This is a genomic window from Idiomarina sp. OXR-189 (genome assembly GCF_034373425.1).
GTDB classification, from domain to species: Bacteria; Pseudomonadota; Gammaproteobacteria; order Enterobacterales; family Alteromonadaceae; genus Idiomarina; species Idiomarina zobellii.
Genome location: NZ_CP139706.1, coordinates 1453967 through 1474225 on the forward strand (window position 1 = coordinate 1453967; position 20259 = coordinate 1474225).

At 46.4% G+C, this 20259-nt stretch carries 25 protein-coding genes; 5 read left to right on the forward strand and 20 right to left on the reverse strand.

Going from position 1 to position 20259, the window contains the following annotated elements; all coding sequences use genetic code 11:
• Positions 1-10: 10 nt before the first annotated feature.
• Positions 11-772 (reverse strand): Nif3-like dinuclear metal center hexameric protein, encoded by a 762-nt coding sequence (locus UM402_RS07170; protein WP_058579066.1) that lies wholly within the window; start codon positions 770-772, stop codon positions 11-13.
• 139 nt (positions 773-911) lie between these two features.
• On the opposite strand from UM402_RS07170, the gene UM402_RS07175 reads away from it, so the two are divergent.
• On the forward strand, positions 912-1328 hold the full coding sequence (locus tag UM402_RS07175; RefSeq protein WP_058579065.1) for a hypothetical protein: 417 nt from the start codon (positions 912-914) through the stop codon (positions 1326-1328).
• Positions 1329-1403: 75 nt separating this feature from the next.
• On the opposite strand, the gene UM402_RS07180 is transcribed toward UM402_RS07175, so the two are convergent.
• The 11 genes from UM402_RS07180 to UM402_RS07230 form a co-directional block, all read right to left on the reverse strand.
• Positions 1404-1661 carry a DUF3912 family protein gene (locus tag UM402_RS07180; protein WP_058579064.1) on the reverse strand — a complete coding sequence of 86 codons (258 nt, stop codon included), beginning with the start codon at positions 1659-1661 and terminating at the stop codon, positions 1404-1406.
• A 77-nt stretch (positions 1662-1738) separates the two neighbouring features.
• The gene (locus UM402_RS07185; protein ID WP_058579063.1) at positions 1739-2269 is read right to left on the reverse strand and encodes a DUF3833 domain-containing protein; all 531 of its coding nucleotides are present in this window, start codon (positions 2267-2269) and stop codon (positions 1739-1741) included.
• Positions 2269-2787, reverse strand: coding sequence for a chalcone isomerase family protein (locus UM402_RS07190; RefSeq protein WP_058579062.1), 519 nt, complete (start codon positions 2785-2787; stop codon positions 2269-2271). The genes UM402_RS07185 and UM402_RS07190 overlap by 1 nt, the downstream gene beginning before the upstream one ends.
• A complete protein-coding gene (locus UM402_RS07195; RefSeq protein ID WP_058579061.1) occupies positions 2784-3284 on the reverse strand; it encodes a DUF2878 domain-containing protein in 501 nt (166 codons plus the stop codon). Before UM402_RS07195 ends, UM402_RS07190 begins: the two co-directional genes overlap by 4 nt.
• A 27-nt stretch (positions 3285-3311) precedes the next feature.
• Positions 3312-4547: an SAM-dependent methyltransferase gene (locus UM402_RS07200; RefSeq protein ID WP_058579060.1), complete on the reverse strand. Its 1236-nt coding sequence runs from the start codon at positions 4545-4547 to the stop codon at positions 3312-3314.
• A 21-nt stretch (positions 4548-4568) separates the two neighbouring features.
• Complete coding sequence (locus UM402_RS07205; RefSeq protein ID WP_058579059.1) at positions 4569-5288, reverse strand: DUF1365 domain-containing protein; 720 nt, start codon at positions 5286-5288, stop codon at positions 4569-4571.
• Positions 5285-6559 (reverse strand): NAD(P)/FAD-dependent oxidoreductase, encoded by a 1275-nt coding sequence (locus tag UM402_RS07210; RefSeq protein ID WP_058579058.1) that lies wholly within the window; start codon positions 6557-6559, stop codon positions 5285-5287. The genes UM402_RS07205 and UM402_RS07210 overlap by 4 nt, the downstream gene beginning before the upstream one ends.
• Positions 6560-7285 (reverse strand): SDR family NAD(P)-dependent oxidoreductase, encoded by a 726-nt coding sequence (locus UM402_RS07215; RefSeq protein ID WP_058579057.1) that lies wholly within the window; start codon positions 7283-7285, stop codon positions 6560-6562.
• A complete protein-coding gene (locus UM402_RS07220; protein ID WP_053953826.1) occupies positions 7282-7716 on the reverse strand; it encodes a nuclear transport factor 2 family protein in 435 nt (144 codons plus the stop codon). Before UM402_RS07220 ends, UM402_RS07215 begins: the two co-directional genes overlap by 4 nt.
• Positions 7709-9115, reverse strand: a complete 1407-nt coding sequence (gene phrB / locus UM402_RS07225; RefSeq protein WP_058579056.1) for a deoxyribodipyrimidine photo-lyase — start codon at positions 9113-9115, stop codon at positions 7709-7711. Before phrB ends, UM402_RS07220 begins: the two co-directional genes overlap by 8 nt.
• A 12-nt stretch (positions 9116-9127) precedes the next feature.
• Positions 9128-10096 carry a YbgA family protein gene (locus tag UM402_RS07230; RefSeq protein ID WP_058579055.1) on the reverse strand — a complete coding sequence of 323 codons (969 nt, stop codon included), beginning with the start codon at positions 10094-10096 and terminating at the stop codon, positions 9128-9130.
• Positions 10097-10233: 137 nt separating this feature from the next.
• Between UM402_RS07230 and UM402_RS07235 the strand changes: the two genes are divergently transcribed.
• The 3 genes from UM402_RS07235 (at position 10234) to UM402_RS07245 (ending at position 12188) form a co-directional block, all read left to right on the forward strand.
• Complete coding sequence (locus tag UM402_RS07235) at positions 10234-10815, forward strand: LON peptidase substrate-binding domain-containing protein (protein WP_058579054.1); 582 nt, start codon at positions 10234-10236, stop codon at positions 10813-10815.
• A gap of 82 nt (positions 10816-10897) precedes the next feature.
• A complete protein-coding gene (locus tag UM402_RS07240) occupies positions 10898-11518 on the forward strand; it encodes a sigma-70 family RNA polymerase sigma factor (RefSeq protein WP_058579053.1) in 621 nt (206 codons plus the stop codon).
• The gene (locus UM402_RS07245; protein WP_058579052.1) at positions 11508-12188 is read left to right on the forward strand and encodes a ChrR family anti-sigma-E factor; all 681 of its coding nucleotides are present in this window, start codon (positions 11508-11510) and stop codon (positions 12186-12188) included. Before UM402_RS07240 ends, UM402_RS07245 begins: the two co-directional genes overlap by 11 nt.
• A gap of 26 nt (positions 12189-12214) precedes the next feature.
• On the opposite strand, the gene UM402_RS07250 is transcribed toward UM402_RS07245, so the two are convergent.
• From UM402_RS07250 to thrS, 7 genes are all read right to left on the reverse strand, one after another.
• On the reverse strand, positions 12215-12508 hold the full coding sequence (locus UM402_RS07250; RefSeq protein WP_058579051.1) for an integration host factor subunit alpha: 294 nt from the start codon (positions 12506-12508) through the stop codon (positions 12215-12217).
• Between the two features lie 3 nt (positions 12509-12511).
• Positions 12512-14899 carry a phenylalanine--tRNA ligase subunit beta gene (gene pheT, locus UM402_RS07255; RefSeq protein WP_058579050.1) on the reverse strand — a complete coding sequence of 796 codons (2388 nt, stop codon included), beginning with the start codon at positions 14897-14899 and terminating at the stop codon, positions 12512-12514.
• 26 nt (positions 14900-14925) lie between these two features.
• Entirely contained in the window at positions 14926-15906 is a 981-nt protein-coding gene (gene pheS, locus UM402_RS07260; protein WP_058579049.1) for a phenylalanine--tRNA ligase subunit alpha, read from the reverse strand.
• Between the two features lie 134 nt (positions 15907-16040).
• Complete coding sequence (gene rplT, locus UM402_RS07265) at positions 16041-16394, reverse strand: 50S ribosomal protein L20 (protein WP_053953835.1); 354 nt, start codon at positions 16392-16394, stop codon at positions 16041-16043.
• 14 nt (positions 16395-16408) lie between these two features.
• Positions 16409-16606 carry a 50S ribosomal protein L35 gene (rpmI, locus tag UM402_RS07270; RefSeq protein WP_053953836.1) on the reverse strand — a complete coding sequence of 66 codons (198 nt, stop codon included), beginning with the start codon at positions 16604-16606 and terminating at the stop codon, positions 16409-16411.
• A 73-nt stretch (positions 16607-16679) separates the two neighbouring features.
• On the reverse strand, positions 16680-17225 hold the full coding sequence (infC, locus tag UM402_RS07275; RefSeq protein ID WP_129496489.1) for a translation initiation factor IF-3: 546 nt from the start codon (positions 17223-17225) through the stop codon (positions 16680-16682).
• A gap of 22 nt (positions 17226-17247) precedes the next feature.
• The gene (thrS, locus tag UM402_RS07280; RefSeq protein WP_058579047.1) at positions 17248-19161 is read right to left on the reverse strand and encodes a threonine--tRNA ligase; all 1914 of its coding nucleotides are present in this window, start codon (positions 19159-19161) and stop codon (positions 17248-17250) included.
• A gap of 282 nt (positions 19162-19443) precedes the next feature.
• On the opposite strand from thrS, the gene UM402_RS07285 reads away from it, so the two are divergent.
• A complete protein-coding gene (locus UM402_RS07285; protein ID WP_053953839.1) occupies positions 19444-19653 on the forward strand; it encodes a CPXCG motif-containing cysteine-rich protein in 210 nt (69 codons plus the stop codon).
• Here the strand turns inward: UM402_RS07285 and UM402_RS07290 are convergent.
• The gene (locus UM402_RS07290; RefSeq protein WP_058579046.1) at positions 19647-20255 is read right to left on the reverse strand and encodes a riboflavin synthase; all 609 of its coding nucleotides are present in this window, start codon (positions 20253-20255) and stop codon (positions 19647-19649) included. The two genes, UM402_RS07285 and UM402_RS07290, sit on opposite strands and share 7 nt — an antisense overlap.
• Positions 20256-20259 lie beyond the last annotated feature (4 nt).

Sequence of the window (20259 nt, forward strand, 5' to 3'; positions counted from 1 at the left end):
TACGTTCCGCCTAAGCTGGGCTGTCTATGTCAATAAATTGAACGTCCAGGCTAAACTTCTGAGCAATATGTTCACCTAAGGCCTTTGCTCCGTAACGCTCTGTAGCATGATGGCCGGCCGCGTAAAAACCGATACCTTGTTCGCGGGCGCTATGAATAGTTGGCTCTGATACTTCGCCGGTAATAAACGCATCGGCACCCAACGCTGCCGCCCGGTCGATAAAGCCTTGTCCGCCCCCTGTACACCAAGCTAGTTTCTGAATGGGCCGAATAGGCTCTACCCAGCAGGTCAGTGGGCGCTGGAGTTTCTGTTCAAGCTCCTTCGCCAGCAACTGCCCTGTCATCGACTCTTTTAAAGAGCCCATAACTAAAGGGCACGCCGGATCATTTGCATCTACCGGCCCTTCCATTTGCCAGCCCATAAGCTTTGCCAACTGGGCGTTATTACCCACCTCAGGATGAACATCGAGCGGTAAATGGTACGCAAATAAATTAATGTCGTGCTTCAGCAGTTGTTTGATACGTGCTTTTTTCATGCCTGTTATAGGCTCAGGCTCGCCCTTCCAGAAATAACCATGATGCACGAGAATAGCGTCGGCTTGCTCGTCAACAGCTCTGTCAATTAGGGCCTGACACGCTGTCACTCCGGTAATAACTTTGCCTATAGACTCAGAGCCCTCTACCTGTAACCCGTTTGGGCAATAGTCTTTTATCGCCCCGCTGTTCAAATACGAATTCAAATAATGGTGAAGTTCAGAACGCTTAATTGTCATACTGCTTTCTCGCTTAAAAGGCCTGAAAAAACGTTATATTAACGTAAATTAGACAATAATCCGAAAAAACGGTATAAACGAAGTGTGAAGCTTTTTTAAGCAGAGTTTTAAAGTAACCCTTGAATAAAGGAAAATTTGCATGAGCAAACTGGATAAAGAAAAGGTACTGGCAGAATATACCGAAGCTTATGAAAAAGCTCATGGTAAAAAGCCAAAGATTGAAGCAAGTAACGGCTGGTACAGCGTTGACGGTGGCAAAAACGTTCGTCTTGCGCAGTTGGACGAAGACGCGAAAGCTTTAGCAAAAGGTAAACCGGCTAAAGCCGAAAAAGCATCAGACAAAAAAGCGGCAGCAAAGAAAACCGAAACTAAGTCTGATACTAAAAAGGCTGCGCCTAAGAAAACAGCAGCTAAGAAAGAAGCGCCTAAAAAGGCTGCCGCTAAAAAGCCGGCTGTTAAAAAGTCAAACTCTGGCGGCTTAACGGCAAAAGAGCTGTGGAAGAAGAAGTTGGAAGACAAAGGCACTGACTGTCGTTTACCGCGCAGTTCTGCTTAATTTTCTGCCGGTCAGAAACGCAAAAAGCGACATTATTACGATGTCGCTTTTTTAATACCTAACTCTTGGCTATTGCTATAACACGTCGGGGTTTTTACCCGCCACACGGTCAATAGGCACCTTAATTTTACGGTAACGGTGCACTAAAAAGTCACTGCGCTTGAAAATTACCTGTTCAGAGCCAAAGTCCGCCTGAGATACCAGGAAACGTTCGTTGTCCATCACCTTAGTAATAATACCCAGCTTTCCCTGATGCGGGCCACGCTTAATGAATACAGTTTGTCCCTGTATACGCGGGTTATTGTAAGTAAATGACGGATAATTAATTGCCACAGCCGATTCCCAGATTACGTTTAACACTTACGTGCATTATACGTCTGTTATCGGCTTATGACAGCGTTTCTTAACCTTTATTTTTTACCAATATAAAGCGTGATTTCACCAACCGGAATACCCCACTTATACATGTTGGTACGGTTGATCATATTGTTCTCATCCACTAAATACAGCCAGTCATCAAGAGTTAGAACCAGCGGCTCTCCGTCCATTTGTACTTCTAACTGATACTCCCAGTTAAGAACGTTACCGGCAGTAGTGCCTTTTGCAACGCCTTCGACGTCATCAGCACGGCCTTCATAGCTGTTTTCACCGGTTTTGGTAATGTACCAAATACGACGCTGCTCGCGGCCATCGGCATAGGTGAAGTATTCATCCAGTTTACCTTCGTTGCCGTCCCAGGTTCCGGTCATTTCAACAGTAAAGCGTTGTATCACTTCGCCGCTATAGTCCTGAACCATACCATAAGCCACTAAGTCGCCTTTAAAAAACTCTTCCAGCTTCAAGACGGGCTTGGCTGACTTGTAAGTATCAATACCGGTTGAACAAGCCGACAACAGCGCAAAAGCGCTGATAAGAAAACAGGTTCTTATTAATTTAACCATTATTTTGCTCCTACAAGTTCGTTGCGCTCGTCTTCAAAGCGGCTTTCCGGTGACAACCAAATGGCTAAGAACTGGTCAGTAAACACCTGGCTCTCAACTGTGCCTAACAGCTCTTCGCCCTGATAAAACTCGGCATAACCGTTATCACTTTCCACCAGAAGAAGGCAATCGCCCTCTTTGATATCCGGCCAAATATCTTTCAGCTTCGCCAGCCACTCGTCATGCCCCGACGAGTCTAGCTCTAATTTCTGCCACTCTTCTTCTGTGGTTTCGATAAGGTCAGCAGCATCAATATCTCGTAAATAATTCAGTCTAAGCGCCTGACGCTCACTCTTTTCATACTTACCCGATGGGCTATAAAGAGTTGCGTCATAAACATCCCAGAACAAAACGCTCAGGCGGGTTTCACCAACCTTGGAGAAGTCTCCGGGAACTGACGCTTCACAGCTTGCCGCAAACGCAGGAGTGCTCAATGCGCTCACTAGCAAAGCCGATGCCGCTAGCATAAATTTTCTCATGGCAATACCTCCTTACGTTCGTTAGGTTTGCTCGTCATAAGGTAAACGAAATAGCCCATCATCAATGACCAAACGACGGCATAAGTCACGACAGTTATAACGGTTGACTCAATAGCCGCTGCGCCAAATTCAACGCCGGTTATGTAGGTAATAGGCCCGGAGACAGCGCCCGCCAACAATGCCAACCACGTTTTCTTGGCTAACCAATCGAGTGCCACCGGCGCCATTGCCGCAAACCCCAGCCATAATAAAGCTAGCCATAGCGGGAAATAACCGCCAACAAAATCAATAACGCCCAGACCGATACTAATAGCCTCAAGTAACAGGCCTACAGCAAACAATCGTGCTACGAGAGTCCAGTGAACCTTCCCAATACGCAGGCTATAAACGACCTGTACCAGCACTAAAGCAATTGTCAGCCAAAGGTAATCGTTCCGCCCAACTACGGCGCTAAACCAAATACCGTTAAACAAAACAAAGCTGATAATTTTGTGCATAAATACCTTCCGTTTCAGCGCCCGGGTTTACAGTTGGCTTTTGTCCGCAACAACTTGTACAACCGATACACGCTTTTCTAAAAAGCCACCTTCACAGTAACTGAAATAATAATTCCAAAGTCGTGAAAAGCGCTCGTCATAACCAAACTTGGCCAGCTCTTCGGCTTTTTCATTAAAGTTTTGCGCCCATATATTCAAGGTTTTGGCGTAACTCAAACCAAAATCAAAAGCGTCTCTGACGACCATGTTGGTGTTTCTTCTAAATAACTGAGTCATCTGGCTCAAAGACGGTAGAAAACCGCCCGGGAAAATATGTTTCTGAATAAAGTCGACCGAACGCGCATAAGCTTTCTCACGCTGATCTGCTATGGTTATAGCCTGCAACGCCATTTTACCGTGCGGCTTTAACAACCGATTGCAGGTTTTGAAGAAGGTCGGTAGATACTGCTTACCAACCGCTTCTATCATTTCAACCGATACCAACTTGTCATACTGCCCTTCTAAGTCGCGATAATCGTTTTTAAGCAGTGTTATCTGATCTTCCAGCCCTTCTTTCTCAACCCGCGCTTTTGCGTACTGGAATTGTTCTTCAGAAATGGTTGTGGTGGTGACTTTACAGCCGTAGTTTTTCGCTGCAAAAACCGCTAAACCGCCCCAGCCCGTGCCAATCTCAAGCAAGTGGTCGTCTTTTGTCAGCTCTAAAGAGTCGCATAGGCGCTTCATTTTGTTGTTCTGAGCAGTGTCCAGCGAGTCATTGTCCGTTAAAAACAAAGCGCTGGAATACTGCATCGCATCATCTAAAAACCGAGTGTACAGTTCGTTACCTAAGTCATAGTGAGCCGAAATGTTTTTCTTTGCTTGCGACTTATGGTTTCGGTTTGACCAATGCTGGTACTTATTGAACGGATACGTCAGCCAAGCCAGGCGCGTTTCTAGTTTGTCTAGTGCAGGCAGGTTGCGAGCAAACACGCGAATAACCGAGGTCAAGTCATCGGTTTCCCAACTCTTATCAATATAAAGCTCGGCCGCACCAATGCTTCCACCGGTCACCAAGCGGCGATAAAAGTCCGCGGACAGCACGTTAATTGTCGCGCTTAGATCAGAGTTTTTTTCACCAAAACGTTCAATCGTGCGTCCGTTTTCGGCAATAACCAGCTCGCCTTTTTCTAAATGGCTTAATAGTTTAAACGCCACATGGCGAAATTGATTATTCCAAAACCCGCGCTGAGTTCGAGTTTCCAATGCCACCTCACTACCAGGCATAACGCTTTTCCTTTACTAAGATTATTTTCCTGGATGACCGTAAAACGGTACCCGCTTTATAAATAGCTTTAACGCTTCCCAATAAATACCGCCTATTATTTTTAAAGCCATAACAGGCGTTTTCTTTAATACGCGGTGGATGCCTTCTTGGTTTAGCGGTGAGTGCGATAAATTCATACCGGCGACAAAATCTTTCTCGTTCTGATGCGCACTTATTTGCACAAACAAATTTTCAGACGGCGGTTTTATACGCCAGTGGTAAGTCATATCGATAGGATTAAACGGAGATACGTGAAACACCTTTTTACTGGTCGGCTCTTTTTCACTTAAGTCGATTAAATAATAATGCCGCTGCAACCAGGGAGTATTACTGACTTCCGCCAGCATATAGGTGTACGTATCCTGCTGCTCGAGAAAATAGAGGTTAACGGGGCTAAAAAACAACCCAAAAGTTCGAATATTGCCGACGAATACCACGCGACCTTCCAATTTTTCATTGGCCAGTTCGGACATTTTTGCCAGAGCGGCCTGCTGCAAGGTCCCAGGTACTTTTTTCAAATAGTCTTTTCGGCGAAACCATAGCGGTGCAAAGCCTTTGCAGGAGAACCAGCGGCTCAACTTGTGCGCCTCTTCCAGCTCCGACAGGTCTATTGCCCACTGGAAGAATTTGTAATGGAACTCATGCTTTTTAGGCTTGTACCGGGCGTGGTATAAGTCCCCCCAGTAAATACCGCTTTTCATTGGTTGGGAACCTGCTCTTTATTCAAGCGATTAACCACATCAAGCGCACTGCGCACGCCATCTTCATGGAAGCCGTTGTACCAGTATGCACCGCAAAAATGTGTGTTTTTCTGCCCGCAAATACGGTTTCGCTGGTTACGGGCTGCCATTGACGCCACAGAATACTGCGGGTGATCAAAGGTCATGGTTTTTAAGATTTTTTCCGGATCTATCATTGCGGTGTTGTTCAAAGTCACGCACAAGGTCTCTTCGCAGTTTATGCCCTGAAGAATGTTCATGTTATAGGTCACAGAGCTGGGTTGTTGTTCAGCACCCTTGTCTGTTCTTAATAAATAGTTCCAGCTCGCCCAGGCGCGCTTTTTCTTAGGTAACAGCGAGGCATCGGTATGTAACACGACCTCATTAGGCTGGTATGGAATATTACCTAATACACTTTTTTCATCATCTGTGGCATCGCCCAATAGTTGTAATGTCTGGTCACTATGGCAAGCGAAAACCACTTCATCGAAGAACTGCTGTTTACCATCGGCAAAGTTCAGGGTTACCTGATCATGCTCTCGTGTTACCGATGTTATTTCACTGCCCAAATGAATACGCTCGGCATAAGGTTCGGTCAGCATAGGAATATAAGCTTTAGAACCACCAATGAGCGTGTGCCACTGTGGTCTGTCACTGACATTTAATAAGCCATGATTATTAAAAAAGCGCAGAAAGAAACCGAGCGGAAAGGCTTCTGCGTCAGCCAGTGTTGACGACCAGATAGCAGACACCATGGGTAATAGGTAATAGTCAGACACTACTTGCGGAATATCGTGCTCTTTTAAGAACTCGCCCAAAGTCACCTTGTCGAGGGTTTCAATGTCCTGCTCATACGCTTTTTTGGCCGCTTTATTGAAAGTCAGAATGCCTGAAATAAGTTGGTAAAACTTACGGCTGAACAAGTTTCGGCGCTGGGCAAATAAGGTGTTTAAGTTATTCCCGTTGTACTCTAAACCTGACTTAGGATCGGTGACGCTGAAGCTCATTTCTGTGTCCCGCCAAGCCACTTTTAACTCGCGCAACAAACGCTTAAAACGCGGATAGGTTTTGTCATTAAACACGATAAACCCGGTATCGACAGCGTACATCGTGTTGTTAATTTTTACGTCATTGGTGCAGGTATGGCCCCCAATGCGATCCCGCTTTTCGAACACACTCACTTCGTGTTCGCGACTTAAATAATAGGCGCAGGTTAACCCTGCAATACCACTACCTATAACTGCTATTTTCATTTACTGCTTCCTTGCCATATACTCGGAAAGCTTCACCTGCATGCCTTCCGGAAGAAGTCCCATAAACTTGAGCATCCCACTGAAAAGCTTAGGAAATGCGATATCTCTTTTATTTTTCTCAATGCCGTTAATAATAGCTTTTGAAGCCTCTTCAACCGTTACCCGCATTGGCATTTCAAACTCGTTTGCGTCGGTCATAGGGGTTTTAACAAAGCCTGGAGATACGCTTTGAACACGTATTCCTCGTTTTTTTAAGTCAACCTCAAGGCTACGGGTTATGTAATGCATAGCCGCTTTTGAGCCACCGTAAGCTTGTGCCTTGGTAAACGGCAAAAGCCTTGCCAGACTATCAACAATAACCAGTCGCGAGCCTTCCTTCATTTTAGGTAAAGCAGCCTCCACACAGTTCATGGTGCCAAACACATTCACCCGGAATACCCGCTCAAACATATCTGCGTCGAAGTTGTTAGTATCCAAATACTCACAAACACCGGCGCACAAAATAACGCTGTCTAACACTTCAACAGTATTCAGTGCTTCTATGGTTGCGTTCTTGTCGGTAATATCGAACGCCAGCGTATCTATAAACTCAGGATACTCCGACTGCACTTCTTCAAGCGCACTCTGGTTACGCCCGCAAACAATGACTCGTTCACTTTTTTCGGCATAGTCCAACGCCAGCTGACGTCCAATACCGGACGACGCACCCGTAATTAGAATACTCATTCGCCTACTAGCCTGCTTTTAATTTTATCTATCACGTAGCCCACTAGTGGTACGTGTTCATAAAGCATCGCGCCTAAGTCGTAGTAGTCGCGTTGCTCTCTAATTTTGCCGTCTTCAAAACTAATATAAGACACGCCGGGTAATATCACTTCCATACCATTGCCAATTTTTGGGTGTGCGTAGCGCATCTGCCAGGACAAATAGGCTTTGTCTTCACTAACGCACTCGTCGTCAAACGTGAAGTGGCAGTATTCGACGTTCTCCATTGTGCCTTTGAAGTACTCTTTTAAGTCTTCTAACCCAACAACCTGATGAATAGGGTCTGTGAAACTCACCTCGTCGTGATACATGTCGTCCATGTCATCAAGGTTGTCGGTTTTTAATTCGTCATAAAAAGACTTTAGTGCGTCGACCAACTCTTTGTTATCCATGTTTCACCTGCTTAAAGGTTGCTAAAAAACGTTCACGAGCGGCTTTGTGCTCGACGATAGGTGGACAATATTCATTTTGTTGATTCTTACTTAACCACTCATGTGGCCAGTGAATGTGTTTGTCCGGCACACTCTCCAACTCTTTAACCCATTTACGAATATACGTACCCTGCGGATCAAATTTCTCGCTCTGTTTTACCGGGTTAAATACCCGAAAATAGGGCACCGCGTCAGTGCCTACAGACGCACTCCATTGCCAACCACCATTGTTTGCCGGAAAGCTTCCGTCAATTAAGTGTTGCATGAAAAAAGCCTCACCTTTGCGCCAGTCAATGAGTAGGTCTTTGACTAAAAAGTTAGCCGTTATCATGCGTAAGCGGTTATGCATCCAGCCGGTTTCTTTCAACTGACGCATACCGGCATCGACAATGGGGTAGCCGGTTTTCCCTTCGCACCAGGCCTTAAACCCTTCTTCGTCGTCGCGCCATTGAATACTGTCGGTTTCTCTCTGGAAGCTCTCCCCTTTTGACAGTCTAGGCTCAAAGTCCATTAAATGCTGATAAAACTCTCGCCAGGCAAGCTCTGTGAGCCAGGTATCCGGTCCTTCCGGCAAGCCATAAGGAAACTCCGGCGAGAATTGCTGCAACGCTCTAGCTGCTGTCACAGGAGAAATAGCTCCAACCGCAAGGTAGGCAGAAAGTTCAGACGTATGGCGTTGGTCAGGACGGTCGCGCCCCGACTTGTAGGTCTCTACAGAGTGACCAACAAACTGTCCGAGCTTACTCAATGCCGCATCTTCCCCTGCTGGATAGTGCGACGAGTCTTCTGTTTTTAACGAAACGTTCGGTAAAGGTTCGGTGTTAACGTTCGGGAAAGAGTTCGGTTTAAGCGGTGTTACGTCAATTTCCTTTGCTAGAACCGCCCGCCAGCGCTTATTAAAAGGTGTGAACTTTTTATAGTACTCACCTTGCTGGTTTTTAACCATGCCGGGCTTAATTAATAGGTTTCCGTGTTGCAGGCTTACCTCAACGCCATCATTCTCCAATACTGCAGTAACCGCCCTGTCACGGTTTTTCTCATCGAGTGCGTATTCGGCATTAAAGTACAGCTTATCGATACTGTGTTCTTTGCAAAACTCCCGAAGCGCCCCACCAGCGTTTGAGAAGCGCCCGGCGTTTTTTATATGCAGTTTAATACCCAGAGCCGACAAGTTTTTATTTAACACCTCTAAAGTGCGCCACAAAAAGTCCTGCTTGATAGGTGCCCAATGATGACGCTGCCAGGTGTCTTCGCACACCAGAAAAATAGCTTCAGGAGCACTTTCAGACTGACAAGCTAGGTACAGCGCTTCGTTATCCAGCGTTCGTAAGTCGCTTCGAAACCAAATTGCTTTTTTCATTGGTTCAGCCCTTTATAGACCATAACGAAGTTTCAAATCGACCGGGTACGGGTTCAGGTACCACTGGTTTTCAAGATACGCTTTCGGAAACTCGCGTAAATAGTGCTTTATAAGCGTTAACGGCGACATTAACGGTAGAATGCCATCGTGATACTGCAAAATAATATCGCTGAGCTCTTCGCGCTGTTGATGCTCTAAATCGCCTTTAAAATACCCCTGAATATGTTGCAGTACATTGGTGTGGTTACGGCGCGATGCCGGCTCCGATAATGCCTCCATTACGTCCCGGATATACTGCGTAGCAAACTCAGCATCGACAGTATCTGCCTCGCCCAGTCGTTTCCCCAACTCTCTGTAGCGTTGCTGGTTGTGTGCTAACAGCAAAAGCTTACAGGAACTATGGAAGCTCAACAGGTTATTCTTCGTTGGCGTATCCTCAATTTGCTTCCACTGCCCATACACATAAACCCGCATAATGAAGTTTTCGCGTAGATGAGGGTCGTTTAAACGACCGTCTTCCTCTAGCGGCATGGCCGGATTATTTTCTTGCAGGCGAGAAGCAAAAATGCCCGTGGCTTCTTTGCGAGCATGCCCAGTTTCAGGGTCATAAAGCTTCACACGCTCCATTCCACAACTGGGTGACTTTGCGCAAAGAATATAGCCGCTCAAATCTTTTGCCTTAATCTGAATTTTGTCAGCAAAATCAGACAGCTTCGTTGTAACTATTTCACCGGTTTTAGGTACTACCGCTTCGACGGTCTCGCTGTCTTCGTTACCATGCTTTTCCAATCGAATCGTAGGTCTGGGCACTGGCATGCCAATGCCAACTTCGGGACAAAAGCGAACTAAATCAATGTGACGAGTCAATTCGTCCGTGGCAAACGCGGACCGTTTGTGTCCACCGTCAAACCGTACTTCATCACCCATAAGGCAGGAGCTAATACCAACTTTTAAACGCACTGTGCTTCCCTCTTGTAACATCGTTCCAGTGTTGTGCTGGTTTAATTTACGACGCTTTGTAAAAAATAGTTTCGTTTGTTGTAACAAAAATAGATCCAACTTTGATTTAACGCACGTAGAAGAGGGTAATTCACACGAATTCAACGAAATGAGGTGTTATGTCGTTGTCTAAGCAGTTACCGATTTTCCCCCTCACCTCTCAAGTGTTGCCTGAGGGGCGCATGAAGCTGCGCATATTTGAGCCTCGTTATATACGGTTGGTAAAAGACTCGCTTCAGAACGACGCCGAGTTCGTTATTGCCATGTTTGACAACGATAAGTCACCGTCAGAGGACGACTACATTCGCCCGTACGGAACATCCGTCAAAATTATTGATTTCGAGCCGCGCAACGACGGTTTACTGGGCATTACTGTTGAGGGACAAAACCGCGTTCGCATTCTCGGACACTGGTTAGAGTCAGACAATCTTCGGGTCGGCAACGTTGAGTTCTTGCCGCCATGGCCACAAGCGGAACTCCCCGAAACCTGCAAAAACTTAATGGAGAAGCTTCAGGAGGCTTACGAAACCTACCCTGAACTGTCCGAATTATTGCCTAGCTTAAATTATGAACGCCTTGACTGGCTTTGTTCTCGTTGGCTTGAAATTCTTCCGCTCGATACAGACACGAAACAAACCCTAATAAAAGAGGAAAGTTGTCTAAAAACGCAGGAATATTTGCTAGACTTAATGGGCAAATAAATAAATTTCTGTCATCGAGTGATCTGAATACTCAGGTCGTAAGTATTAATTAGTACATTGTGGAAAGATAGCAGGTCTAATTATGCAGATGGTGTCAGGAAGAACATCGACCCGGGGGTCTATGAATACCACCCAAACAGACGCTGCAGAACGTGCAGCGGAACTGCTTGCAAGTATAGCGGAAACGCGAAGTCGAGCGGCATTTAGTGAGCTGTTCCGACATTTCGCTCCTAAACTGCAATCTTACGCAACACGGCAATTTGGCAACGAACAAACGGCCATGGACCTGGTTCAGGAAACCATGACTAACGTTTGGCATAAAGCGCATTTGTTTAAGCCCGATAAAGGTTCTCCGTCTACTTGGATATTTACCATTGCTCGTAATATTCGCTTTGACCTTTTACGCAAAAATAAAAAGCGTAAAGACGACATTAGCGCCGATGAATTATGGCCTATTTTGTCAGAGCAAAACGATAGCTTAGACGATGGTTACAGTTTGGATAACGATGTGCTGATGCAGGAAATTTCGCAATATTATGCGCAACTTCCTGACGCTCAGCGTGTTGTTATTGAGAAAATTTACATTGAAGGTAAGTCGCAGCAGGAAGTATCTGATGCGCTTGGCGTGCCTTTAGGGACTATTAAGTCCCGAACTCGGTTAGCACTTAAGAAATTAAAAGAGTTGATAGTAAATGATGATTAAATCGCACCCGGGCGAAGCCCTTTTATACCAATACGCTGCAGCTGATCTCAGCGCAGCGATGACGATAGTCGTAGGGACTCACGTCGATATGTGTAAAGCATGTCGTCGGACGGTGTGCGACATTGAACAAAAGCTGTGTGAGGACAACCTCGACACTATTGTTAATGTGGCCAGCAACGCAATGACTAAAAGTCAGTGCGACCAAATGCTGGAAGCCATTTTCGAGTCGTCAGTCTGCAGTAAGCTTGAAAACGAACCTAACGAGACGTTGTACCTTGAGGGTCGCCGTTTCACCCTGCCCCGAACTTTGGCTCATAACAGCCACCGTATTGGCAAATGGTCGAAGCTGGTTGGTAAATTGTGGCGTGCGCCTTTGACTCTGGACAATGGTAATCAGACGAACCTGATTTACATGGCGCCGGGCGCCAAAGTTCCGGAACATACTCATAAAGGCAAAGAAGCGACACTTGTACTGGATGGTGTGTTCAATGACGAGAAAGATGAGTACAAAGATGGTGATTTTGTGCTGCTGGATCCGTCTAAAACACATACGCCTGAAACTCAGGAGCAAGACTGCCTGACTCTGGCAACGCTTGATGCCCCGCTGCATTTCACTTCTGGTGTCAGCAGACTGCTAAACCCCTTCAGCAGCTTGTTCTTTAGAGCTTAACTGCTTCCATAAAAAAGAGCCTGATTTTACTCAGGCTCTGCATTTTCTACACGACTCTTAAATTTCTGTCCTGGTTTAAAGCTCACCACACGGCGAGCTTTAATTGGAATTTCTTCACCCGTTTTAGGGTTTCTTCCCGGACGTTGGCCTTTAGTTCGCAGCTCAAAGTTACCAAAACCTGATAACTTGACCTGCTCACCACTTTCCAAAGCAGCGCGTATTTCCTCAAAAAAATCTTCAACAAGCGCTTTAGCGTCTTGCTTACTAATACCGTGTTTCTCGAACAGGACTTCCGCCAATTCTGCTTTGGTTAGCGCCATAGTTTAATCCCTCAGTGTTGCATTAAACTCACTTTTTAAGATCTCTACAAATTGAGTCATTATTTCGGTAACGTCTGCCTCTTCTAACGTTTTATCGGCATCCTGTAATGTTATAGACAATGCCAAACTACGTTTGTTCTCCGGCACACCGTCACCTTCGTATACATCAAACAAGTTTAGGTCAACTAACTGTTTTACGCCAATATTTTCCATCGCAGCTAAGAGTTCACCCGCCGCAATATGTTTATCAACGATAACGGCTAAGTCACGACGAATACTCGGATAACGCGACACAGGCTGCGCTGCCGGAATACGACGTACAGCTATTGCGTCCAGCTCAATTTCAAACACAAAAGCGCGTTGATTTAAGCCTAGCGCCTTTTCATGCTGTGGGTGCAAAGCGCCCATGAAGCCGACTTTACGTTCACCTTTATAAATTGCCGCAGACTGCCCTGGGTGCAGTGCATCGTGCTGGTCAGCCACAAAGCGGAACAAATGCGCCTCGCCTGTTTTTTCCAATAAAGCTTCAACGTCGCCTTTTACATCGAAAAAGTCGACAGCACGCTCACCTTCTGACCAGTGTTCAGTATGTGCTTTTCCGGCACGAATACCGCCGAGCACCGGCTCCTGACGAACGCCGTTCTCAGCGCTTTCATCTGGAATAAAACGTAAGCCTGTTTCGACAAACGCCAATACAGCTTGCTGGCGCTTCTGGTTGTGCGCAACAGCGCCGGCCAATCCAGGCCAAAGGCTGACACGCATAGACGACATATCGACCGAAATTGGGTGCGGCAAGGTTAATGCTGCGGTTTCGTTAAACAACATGGCCTGATGCTTAGGATCAACAAAGCTGTAAGTAATAGCTTCCTGATAACCGCGCTCAACAAGTGCATTCGTTAACGTATGGCGGCTAACCGAAGCTTCTTTGCGCTCAGTCATGCGAAGCTGTGCCGCCGGCGCCGCTGCCTTAATCGCATTGTAACCGTACACACGCGCCACTTCTTCAATTAAGTCTTCTTCAATGGCAATGTCAAAACGGTATGACGGAACCTGAACCTGCCATTCGCCGCTGTTATAGGTTGCTTCCAGACCCAGACGCTGAAGAATTTCTGTTACTTCGTCATCGGCAATTTGCACGCCCAGCACTTTGGCCAAGCGAGCGCTACGTAACTTGACGTTAGCACGCTCGGGCAGATGCTTCTCAGACACAGACTCAGTAACTGGCCCTGCTTCGCCGCCGCAAATATCCAGCAATAACTGCGTTGCACGTTCCATAGCAGTACGTTGCAATTGTGGGTCAACACCTCGCTCATAGCGGTGAGATGCGTCCGTGTGCAGGCCGAAGCGACGTGCTTTACCTAAAATAGCGTCCGGCGCAAAAAACGCACTTTCTAAGAAAATGTTTTTGCTTTCAACGGTCACACCACTGTCTTTACCACCGTAGACACCCGCCATTGCTAAGGCTTTTTGCTCATCAGCAATGACCAGAACATCGTCATCGAGTTCCACTTCTTCACCGTCTAGCAGTGTCAGCTTTTCTTTCGCTGCTGCCAAACGCACGTGAATATCGCCTTGTAGCGTATCTAAGTCAAACGCGTGCATTGGGTGGCCCAACTCAAGCAATACGTAGTTGGTAATATCCACCACAGGATCAATACTACGGATGCCACTACGGCGCAGCTTTTCACTCATCCAGATAGGCGTTGGACGTGACACATCAATACCTTTAATGACACGACCTAAATAACGTGGGCACTGCTCCGGCGCGTCTAAATGAATCGCCTTTTGCTCATCAATTTTAGCTGCTACGTCGTTAATTTCGGGCTCGTTAACATCCAGTCGATTCAATACACCCAGCTCACGAGCTATACCACGAACACTCAAACAGTCACCGCGGTTTGGCGTTAGGTCGATATCAATACTATGGTCTTCAAGGCCTAAATACTCTCGGTAATCTTTGCCAACCGGTGCGTCTTCCGGCAGCTCAATAATACCTTCATGGTCGTCAATTAAGCCCAGCTCTTTGAACGAGCAAAGCATACCGTGCGACGGATGCCCACGTAGTTTCGCTTTTTTAATTTTGAAGTCGCCCGGCAGAACTGCACCAACCTTAGCGACAACCACCTTAATACCTTGACGACAGTTTGGCGCACCACACACAATGTCTAGCAACTCGCCGTCGTTGGTGTTCACTTTGGTAACCTGCAACTTGTCCGCATCGGGATGAGGGCCACACTCGACCACTTCACCCACCACAACTGTATGGAAGTCTGCTGCAACTGGCTCGACGCCGTCGACTTCAAGGCCAGCCATGCTCAGCTGCTCGCTAAGCTCGTTGCTGTCTACGGCTGGGTTAACCCACTCTCTTAACCACTGTTCACTTAATTTCATGCTGCAAATGCCTTCTGAATTCTGGATTAGTTGAATTGTTTTAAGAAACGTAAGTCGTTTTCGAAAAACGCGCGCAGGTCGGTTACGCCGTAGCGCAACATGGTTAGGCGCTCAACGCCCATACCAAAGGCAAAGCCGGTGTATTTTTCCGGGTCAATGCCAACCGCTTTCAACACGTTAGGATGCACCATGCCGCAGCCCAGTACTTCTAACCATTTACCGTCTTTACCCATGACATCCACTTCTGCTGAAGGCTCTGTGAATGGGAAGTAGGACGGACGGAAACGCACTTGCAATGACTCTTCAAAAAAGTGAGTCAGGAAATCTTCTAAAATGCCTTTTAACTGCGTAAAGGATACGTCAGTGTCTACCATCAAGCCTTCGACCTGATGAAACATTGGGGTGTGGGTCTGATCGTAGTCGTTACGATAAACGCGACCAGGCGAAATAATACGCAATGGTGGTTTTTCCACTTCCATAGTACGAATTTGAACACCCGAAGTCTGAGTACGCAGCATCGTTGAGGGAGTAAAATAGAAGGTATCGTGGTCTGCACGAGCCGGATGGTTCGCCGGAATGTTCAATGCATCGAAGTTATGGAAACCGTCTTCCACTTCAGGACCTTCTTTAACACTAAAGCCCAAATCACCAAAGAACTGTTCAATACGGCGAATAGTCTGCGTAACCGGGTGGACACCACCAACCGCAGAGTTGCGTCCAGGCAATGTGACATCAATACGCTCTGCTTCTAGCTTGACTTTTAGCTCTTCGGCTTTTAGCAACTCTTTGCGCGAATTGATGCTGGTTTGAACCTGTTGCTTAGCTTCGTTAATTTTTTGGCCGGCTTCGCGACGCTCTGACGGGTCAAGTTTTCCTAAGCCTTTTAACAGCTCTGTTAATTGGCCTTTTTTCCCCATGTATTGAACACGAACGTCATCCAACGCTTGCGGGTTATCCGCATTGGCGATGGCCGCTTCGGCTTGTGCGACGATTTCCTCTAATTGCATTGTTTCCCTCAACACTGACAATAGGCTTTTATAGCGTGATTTTTAAAGGCGTTATTCTATCAGAAAAACGATCAAAAAAGGGAGCCTAATGGCTCCCTTTGAAATCTGTTTAAACGAACTTAAAAAGTCGTTGTTTACAGTGCGCCTTTCGCTTTCTCAACCAAAGCAGCAAAGCCGTTTTGATCGTGAACTGCGATATCAGCAAGGATCTTGCGATCGATTTCTACTGATGCTTTCTTAAGGCCGTTGATAAAGCGGCTGTAAGACAAACCGTTTTGACGTGCCGCAGCGTTGATACGCACAATCCATAATTGACGGAATTGACGTTTCTTGTTGCGACGGTCACGGTATGCATATTGACCTGCTTTAGTGACTGCCTGTACCGCAACGCGATAAACGCGACTACGGGCACCATAATAACCTTTCGCCTGCTTCAGGACTTTCTTGTGACGCGCTCTCGCGATTACACCACGTTTTACTCGTGCCATTTGCTAATCTCCTCTTATGCGTACGGTAACATACGATCGACTAATTTAATGTCCGCTTCGTGGACCATGCTCTTAGCACGCAGCTGACGCTTACGCTTAGGAGTTTTCTTAGTCAGAATGTGACGCAAGTGAGATTGCTTGCACTTATAACCGCCTGAAGCAGTCTTTTTGAAGCGCTTAGAAGCGCCTTTGTTTGATTTCATTTTTGGCATGAAATTAAACTCCGCATTGTTGATTGAAAGTGTGAAAGGGTGAGACAGCAAGCTGCCTACTTGTAAACCACGATCACTTCTTAACCGGTGCCAGAACCATAATCATCTGACGACCTTCGGCCCTTTTAGGGAACGACTCAACAGTTGAGATTTCTTCTAAGTCCGCTTTAACACGGTTTAGCAATTCAATACCCAACTCTTGGTGTGCCATTTCCCGGCCACGGAAACGGATAGTGACTTTAGTTTTGTCACCTCCCTCGAGGAAGCGACGCAGGTTGCGCAGTTTTACCTGGTAGTCGCCCTCATCTGTGCCAGGTCGGAATTTAACTTCCTTAACCTGAATCTGTTTCTGCTTTTTCTTTTGCTCTTTCTGTTCTTTACTCTTCTCGAAGAGGAACTTGCCGTAATCCATTAAGCGGCAGACAGGTGGCTCCGCGTTAGGGCTCATTTCCACCAAATCAACACCAGCTTCTGCTGCTGCATCAAGAGCCTCGTTAATACTGACGACACCAGCTTGTTCACCATCGGTTCCGATTAAGCGAACTTCATCAACGCCCGTAATTTGGTCGTTGATACGGTTTTTATCTGCAGCTTTTTGAGTTCTTTTTCCGCCTTTAATGGTTTATTCCTCCAACTAATTATTAAATTTTGCGTGTACGTACTTCATCTTCAACTTTTGCAATGAAGTCTTCCAGAGCCAGTTTACCCAGGTCTTCACCGCTACGAGTACGAACCGCAACCTCGCCAGCTTCGACTTCTTTATCGCCGACAACCAGCAAATAAGGAACTCGTTTAAGAGTATGCTCACGGATTTTAAAGCCAATCTTCTCATTTCTCAAGTCAGCCGTGGCACGAATTCCCTTTTCATTCAGTGATTTTACCACCTTTTTCACATAATCGCTCTGATTATCGGTGATATTCATCAAAACAACCTGTGTCGGTGCTAACCAAACCGGGAAATGTCCGGCGTATTCTTCAATAAGAATACCCATAAAGCGTTCCAGCGAGCCCAGAATAGCACGGTGAATCATCACCGGAGTATGACGCTCGTTGTCTTCACCCACGTAGGTCGCTCCTAAGCGGCCTGGTAGTGCAAAGTCCAGCTGAATCGTCCCGCACTGCCACGCACGGCCTAAGCAATCGAACAAAGTAAATTCAATTTTCGGACCGTAGAATGCGCCCTCGCCTGGCAAGTATTCAAAATCGATATCGTGCGCTTTCAGCGCGTCGGCCAACGCTTTTTCACTGCGATCCCAGGTTGCATCGTCGCCTAAACGCTTTTCAGGACGCGTTGATAGTTTTACGTCGATTTTGTCGAAACCAAAGGTTTCATAGGTCTCGTAAACCATCTTAATACAGGCTGCGACCTCAGGCTGCACTTGGTCTTCAGTACAGAAAACGTGCGCGTCATCCTGAGTAAAGCCACGTACACGCATCAGACCATGCAATGCCCCCGAAGGTTCATTTCGATGGCACGAACCAAACTCTGCCATGCGCAACGGTAAATCGCGGTATGACTTAAGCCCCTGGTTAAAGATTTGCACGTGTCCCGGGCAGTTCATAGGCTTAACGGCATATTCACGGTTTTCTGAAGCGGTTGTGAACATCAAATCAGAGAATTTCTCCCAGTGACCCGACTTTTCCCACAGCACACGGTCCATCATCATTGGACCTTTTACTTCCTGATAGTCGTACTCACGCAGTTTCTCGCGCACAAAGTCTTCGAGTTCACGGAAAATAGTCCAACCATTGTGGTGCCAGAACACCATACCCGGCGCCTCTTCCTGCCAATGGAATAAGTCCTGGTTCTTACCTATTTTACGATGGTCGCGCTTTTCTGCTTCTTCCAGGCGCTTCAAATAGGCTTTTAATTGTTTTTTGTCTGCCCAGGCAGTGCCGTAAATACGCTGTAACATTTTGTTGTTAGAGTTGCCGCGCCAATACGCGCCAGCCACTTTCATGACTTTAAAGTGTTCGCAGAATTTCATGCTAGGCACATGCGGCCCACGACACATATCAATGTATTCTTCGTGATGGTAGAGCGCCGGCCGAGAATCGGTTGGAATGTTCTCGTCTAAAATCTCGATTTTGTACGGCTCGTGGCGGTCTACGAAAGTTTCACGCGCCTCTTTCCAACTGACTTTATTTTTGATGACCTGATAGTTGGTTTTCGCCAACTCCTTCATCCGCTTTTCAATTTTCTCTAAATCTTCGTCGGTGAAAGTATGGTCAACGTCAATATCATAGTAAAAGCCGTTGTCGATAACCGGACCAATCGCCATTTTCGCGTCTGGCCACAGTTGCTTAACCGCGTGACCCATTAAATGCGCGCACGAGTGGCGAATAATATGTACACCGTCATCGTCTTTCGGTGTGACAATTTCTACTTTAGCGTCGTGTTCAACCATATCGCAGGCGTCGGCCAACTCACCGTCGATGCGACCAGCAACAGTCGCTTTCGCCAGACCAGGCCCGATATCCATAGCGATATCCATGATTGAAACCGGTTTATCAAATTCGCGTTGACTTCCGTCAGGGAGAGTAATTACAGGCATGAAACTTCCTTCCTATCCAGTGGTGACACCTACCAAGTGCCACATGCTCTATTTATTGAAATTTGGTGCGTTCGGTACCATCGAACGCAAGACGCTACTATAATCGACCGCTTACTTTTGAGCAACCTTAGAGCCTACCGCACCGCTCTTTTTAATACCTATTTCTTTTCTGAAAAAACAACGAATTACTGTTCGCTCAGTCACAGGTGCCTTAGTCTCATTAGGCGGAATTGGCATTTTATTTCTATAGTTACAGAAAGACTCAATGAGCAGGACAAAGCAATGAACGAAGAGAACCTAAAAAGTGTGCCAGTGAAATGTCCGCATTGCGGCCACAATACCTTTTTAGACATTGATGCTTCCGAGGGAAACCAGGACTACCAGGAAGAGTGCTCCGCCTGTGGTGATCTCATTCACGTGCAATTACAGGTCGATGAAATCAACCAACAGGCGCGTATTAAAGTCGACGGCAATGACGAACAGTTTTACTGACGCTTCGCCAGAACACGCTCAACCGTATCGACCGTTGTAATGGTTTGCTGGTCAAGCTCAATGTTGACTTCTGAGCCCGCTTCGCACTCACCTAAGTTGGTAATGCGCAACGTTTCTGGAATAAGGTGCAATGAAAAACAATTTCCCTTAACCTGGCCAATGGTCAAACTGGCGCCATTAACGCTTATAAAGCCCTTATCGAACAGGTAACTGCTATGCTTTTCTGGTATTTGAATCCACATAGCACAGTTGTTTTCCGACAATTCCACGTCAGTTACTTTACCTGAACAATGAATATGTCCCGATACACCATGGCCGCCAATTTCGTCACCAACCTTCAGTGACCGCTCAAAGTTAACCTTGTCACCTTCTTTCAACTTGCCTAAGTTCGTTAAACGCAGGGTTTCATCGATTACATCAAAATGCACTTGCGTATCACTGAATTCAACGACCGTTAAACAACAGCCGTTAATAGCAATACTGGCACCAATGGCTAAGTCTTTTAAAAATTTAGGTTCAGTTCCGACCACAATATGTCGAAAAGAAGCTTGGTCAGAGACCGAAAATATCGTAGCTTGTGTTTGTACAATACCTGTAAACATGAAC

What these genes read in the sequence shown, in the direction of transcription:
- UM402_RS07170 (WP_058579066.1), bottom strand. Translation starts at nt 772, where the DNA reads ATGACAATTAAGCGTTCTGAACTTCACCATTATTTGAATTCGTATTTG.
- UM402_RS07175 (WP_058579065.1), top strand. Translation starts at nt 912, where the DNA reads ATGAGCAAACTGGATAAAGAAAAGGTACTGGCAGAATATACCGAAGCT.
- UM402_RS07185 (WP_058579063.1), bottom strand. Translation starts at nt 2,269, where the DNA reads ATGGTTAAATTAATAAGAACCTGTTTTCTTATCAGCGCTTTTGCGCTG.
- UM402_RS07190 (WP_058579062.1), bottom strand. Translation starts at nt 2,787, where the DNA reads ATGAGAAAATTTATGCTAGCGGCATCGGCTTTGCTAGTGAGCGCATTG.
- UM402_RS07195 (WP_058579061.1), bottom strand. Translation starts at nt 3,284, where the DNA reads ATGCACAAAATTATCAGCTTTGTTTTGTTTAACGGTATTTGGTTTAGC.
- UM402_RS07200 (WP_058579060.1), bottom strand. Translation starts at nt 4,547, where the DNA reads ATGCCTGGTAGTGAGGTGGCATTGGAAACTCGAACTCAGCGCGGGTTT.
- UM402_RS07205 (WP_058579059.1), bottom strand. Translation starts at nt 5,288, where the DNA reads ATGAAAAGCGGTATTTACTGGGGGGACTTATACCACGCCCGGTACAAG.
- UM402_RS07210 (WP_058579058.1), bottom strand. Translation starts at nt 6,559, where the DNA reads ATGAAAATAGCAGTTATAGGTAGTGGTATTGCAGGGTTAACCTGCGCC.
- UM402_RS07215 (WP_058579057.1), bottom strand. Translation starts at nt 7,285, where the DNA reads ATGAGTATTCTAATTACGGGTGCGTCGTCCGGTATTGGACGTCAGCTG.
- UM402_RS07220 (WP_053953826.1), bottom strand. Translation starts at nt 7,716, where the DNA reads ATGGATAACAAAGAGTTGGTCGACGCACTAAAGTCTTTTTATGACGAA.
- phrB (WP_058579056.1), bottom strand. Translation starts at nt 9,115, where the DNA reads ATGAAAAAAGCAATTTGGTTTCGAAGCGACTTACGAACGCTGGATAAC.
- UM402_RS07230 (WP_058579055.1), bottom strand. Translation starts at nt 10,096, where the DNA reads ATGTTACAAGAGGGAAGCACAGTGCGTTTAAAAGTTGGTATTAGCTCC.
- UM402_RS07235 (WP_058579054.1), top strand. Translation starts at nt 10,234, where the DNA reads ATGTCGTTGTCTAAGCAGTTACCGATTTTCCCCCTCACCTCTCAAGTG.
- UM402_RS07240 (WP_058579053.1), top strand. Translation starts at nt 10,898, where the DNA reads ATGCAGATGGTGTCAGGAAGAACATCGACCCGGGGGTCTATGAATACC.
- UM402_RS07245 (WP_058579052.1), top strand. Translation starts at nt 11,508, where the DNA reads ATGATGATTAAATCGCACCCGGGCGAAGCCCTTTTATACCAATACGCT.
- UM402_RS07250 (WP_058579051.1), bottom strand. Translation starts at nt 12,508, where the DNA reads ATGGCGCTAACCAAAGCAGAATTGGCGGAAGTCCTGTTCGAGAAACAC.
- pheT (WP_058579050.1), bottom strand. Translation starts at nt 14,899, where the DNA reads ATGAAATTAAGTGAACAGTGGTTAAGAGAGTGGGTTAACCCAGCCGTA.
- pheS (WP_058579049.1), bottom strand. Translation starts at nt 15,906, where the DNA reads ATGCAATTAGAGGAAATCGTCGCACAAGCCGAAGCGGCCATCGCCAAT.
- rplT (WP_053953835.1), bottom strand. Translation starts at nt 16,394, where the DNA reads ATGGCACGAGTAAAACGTGGTGTAATCGCGAGAGCGCGTCACAAGAAA.
- rpmI (WP_053953836.1), bottom strand. Translation starts at nt 16,606, where the DNA reads ATGCCAAAAATGAAATCAAACAAAGGCGCTTCTAAGCGCTTCAAAAAG.
- thrS (WP_058579047.1), bottom strand. Translation starts at nt 19,161, where the DNA reads ATGCCTGTAATTACTCTCCCTGACGGAAGTCAACGCGAATTTGATAAA.
- UM402_RS07285 (WP_053953839.1), top strand. Translation starts at nt 19,444, where the DNA reads ATGAACGAAGAGAACCTAAAAAGTGTGCCAGTGAAATGTCCGCATTGC.
- UM402_RS07290 (WP_058579046.1), bottom strand. Translation starts at nt 20,255, where the DNA reads ATGTTTACAGGTATTGTACAAACACAAGCTACGATATTTTCGGTCTCT.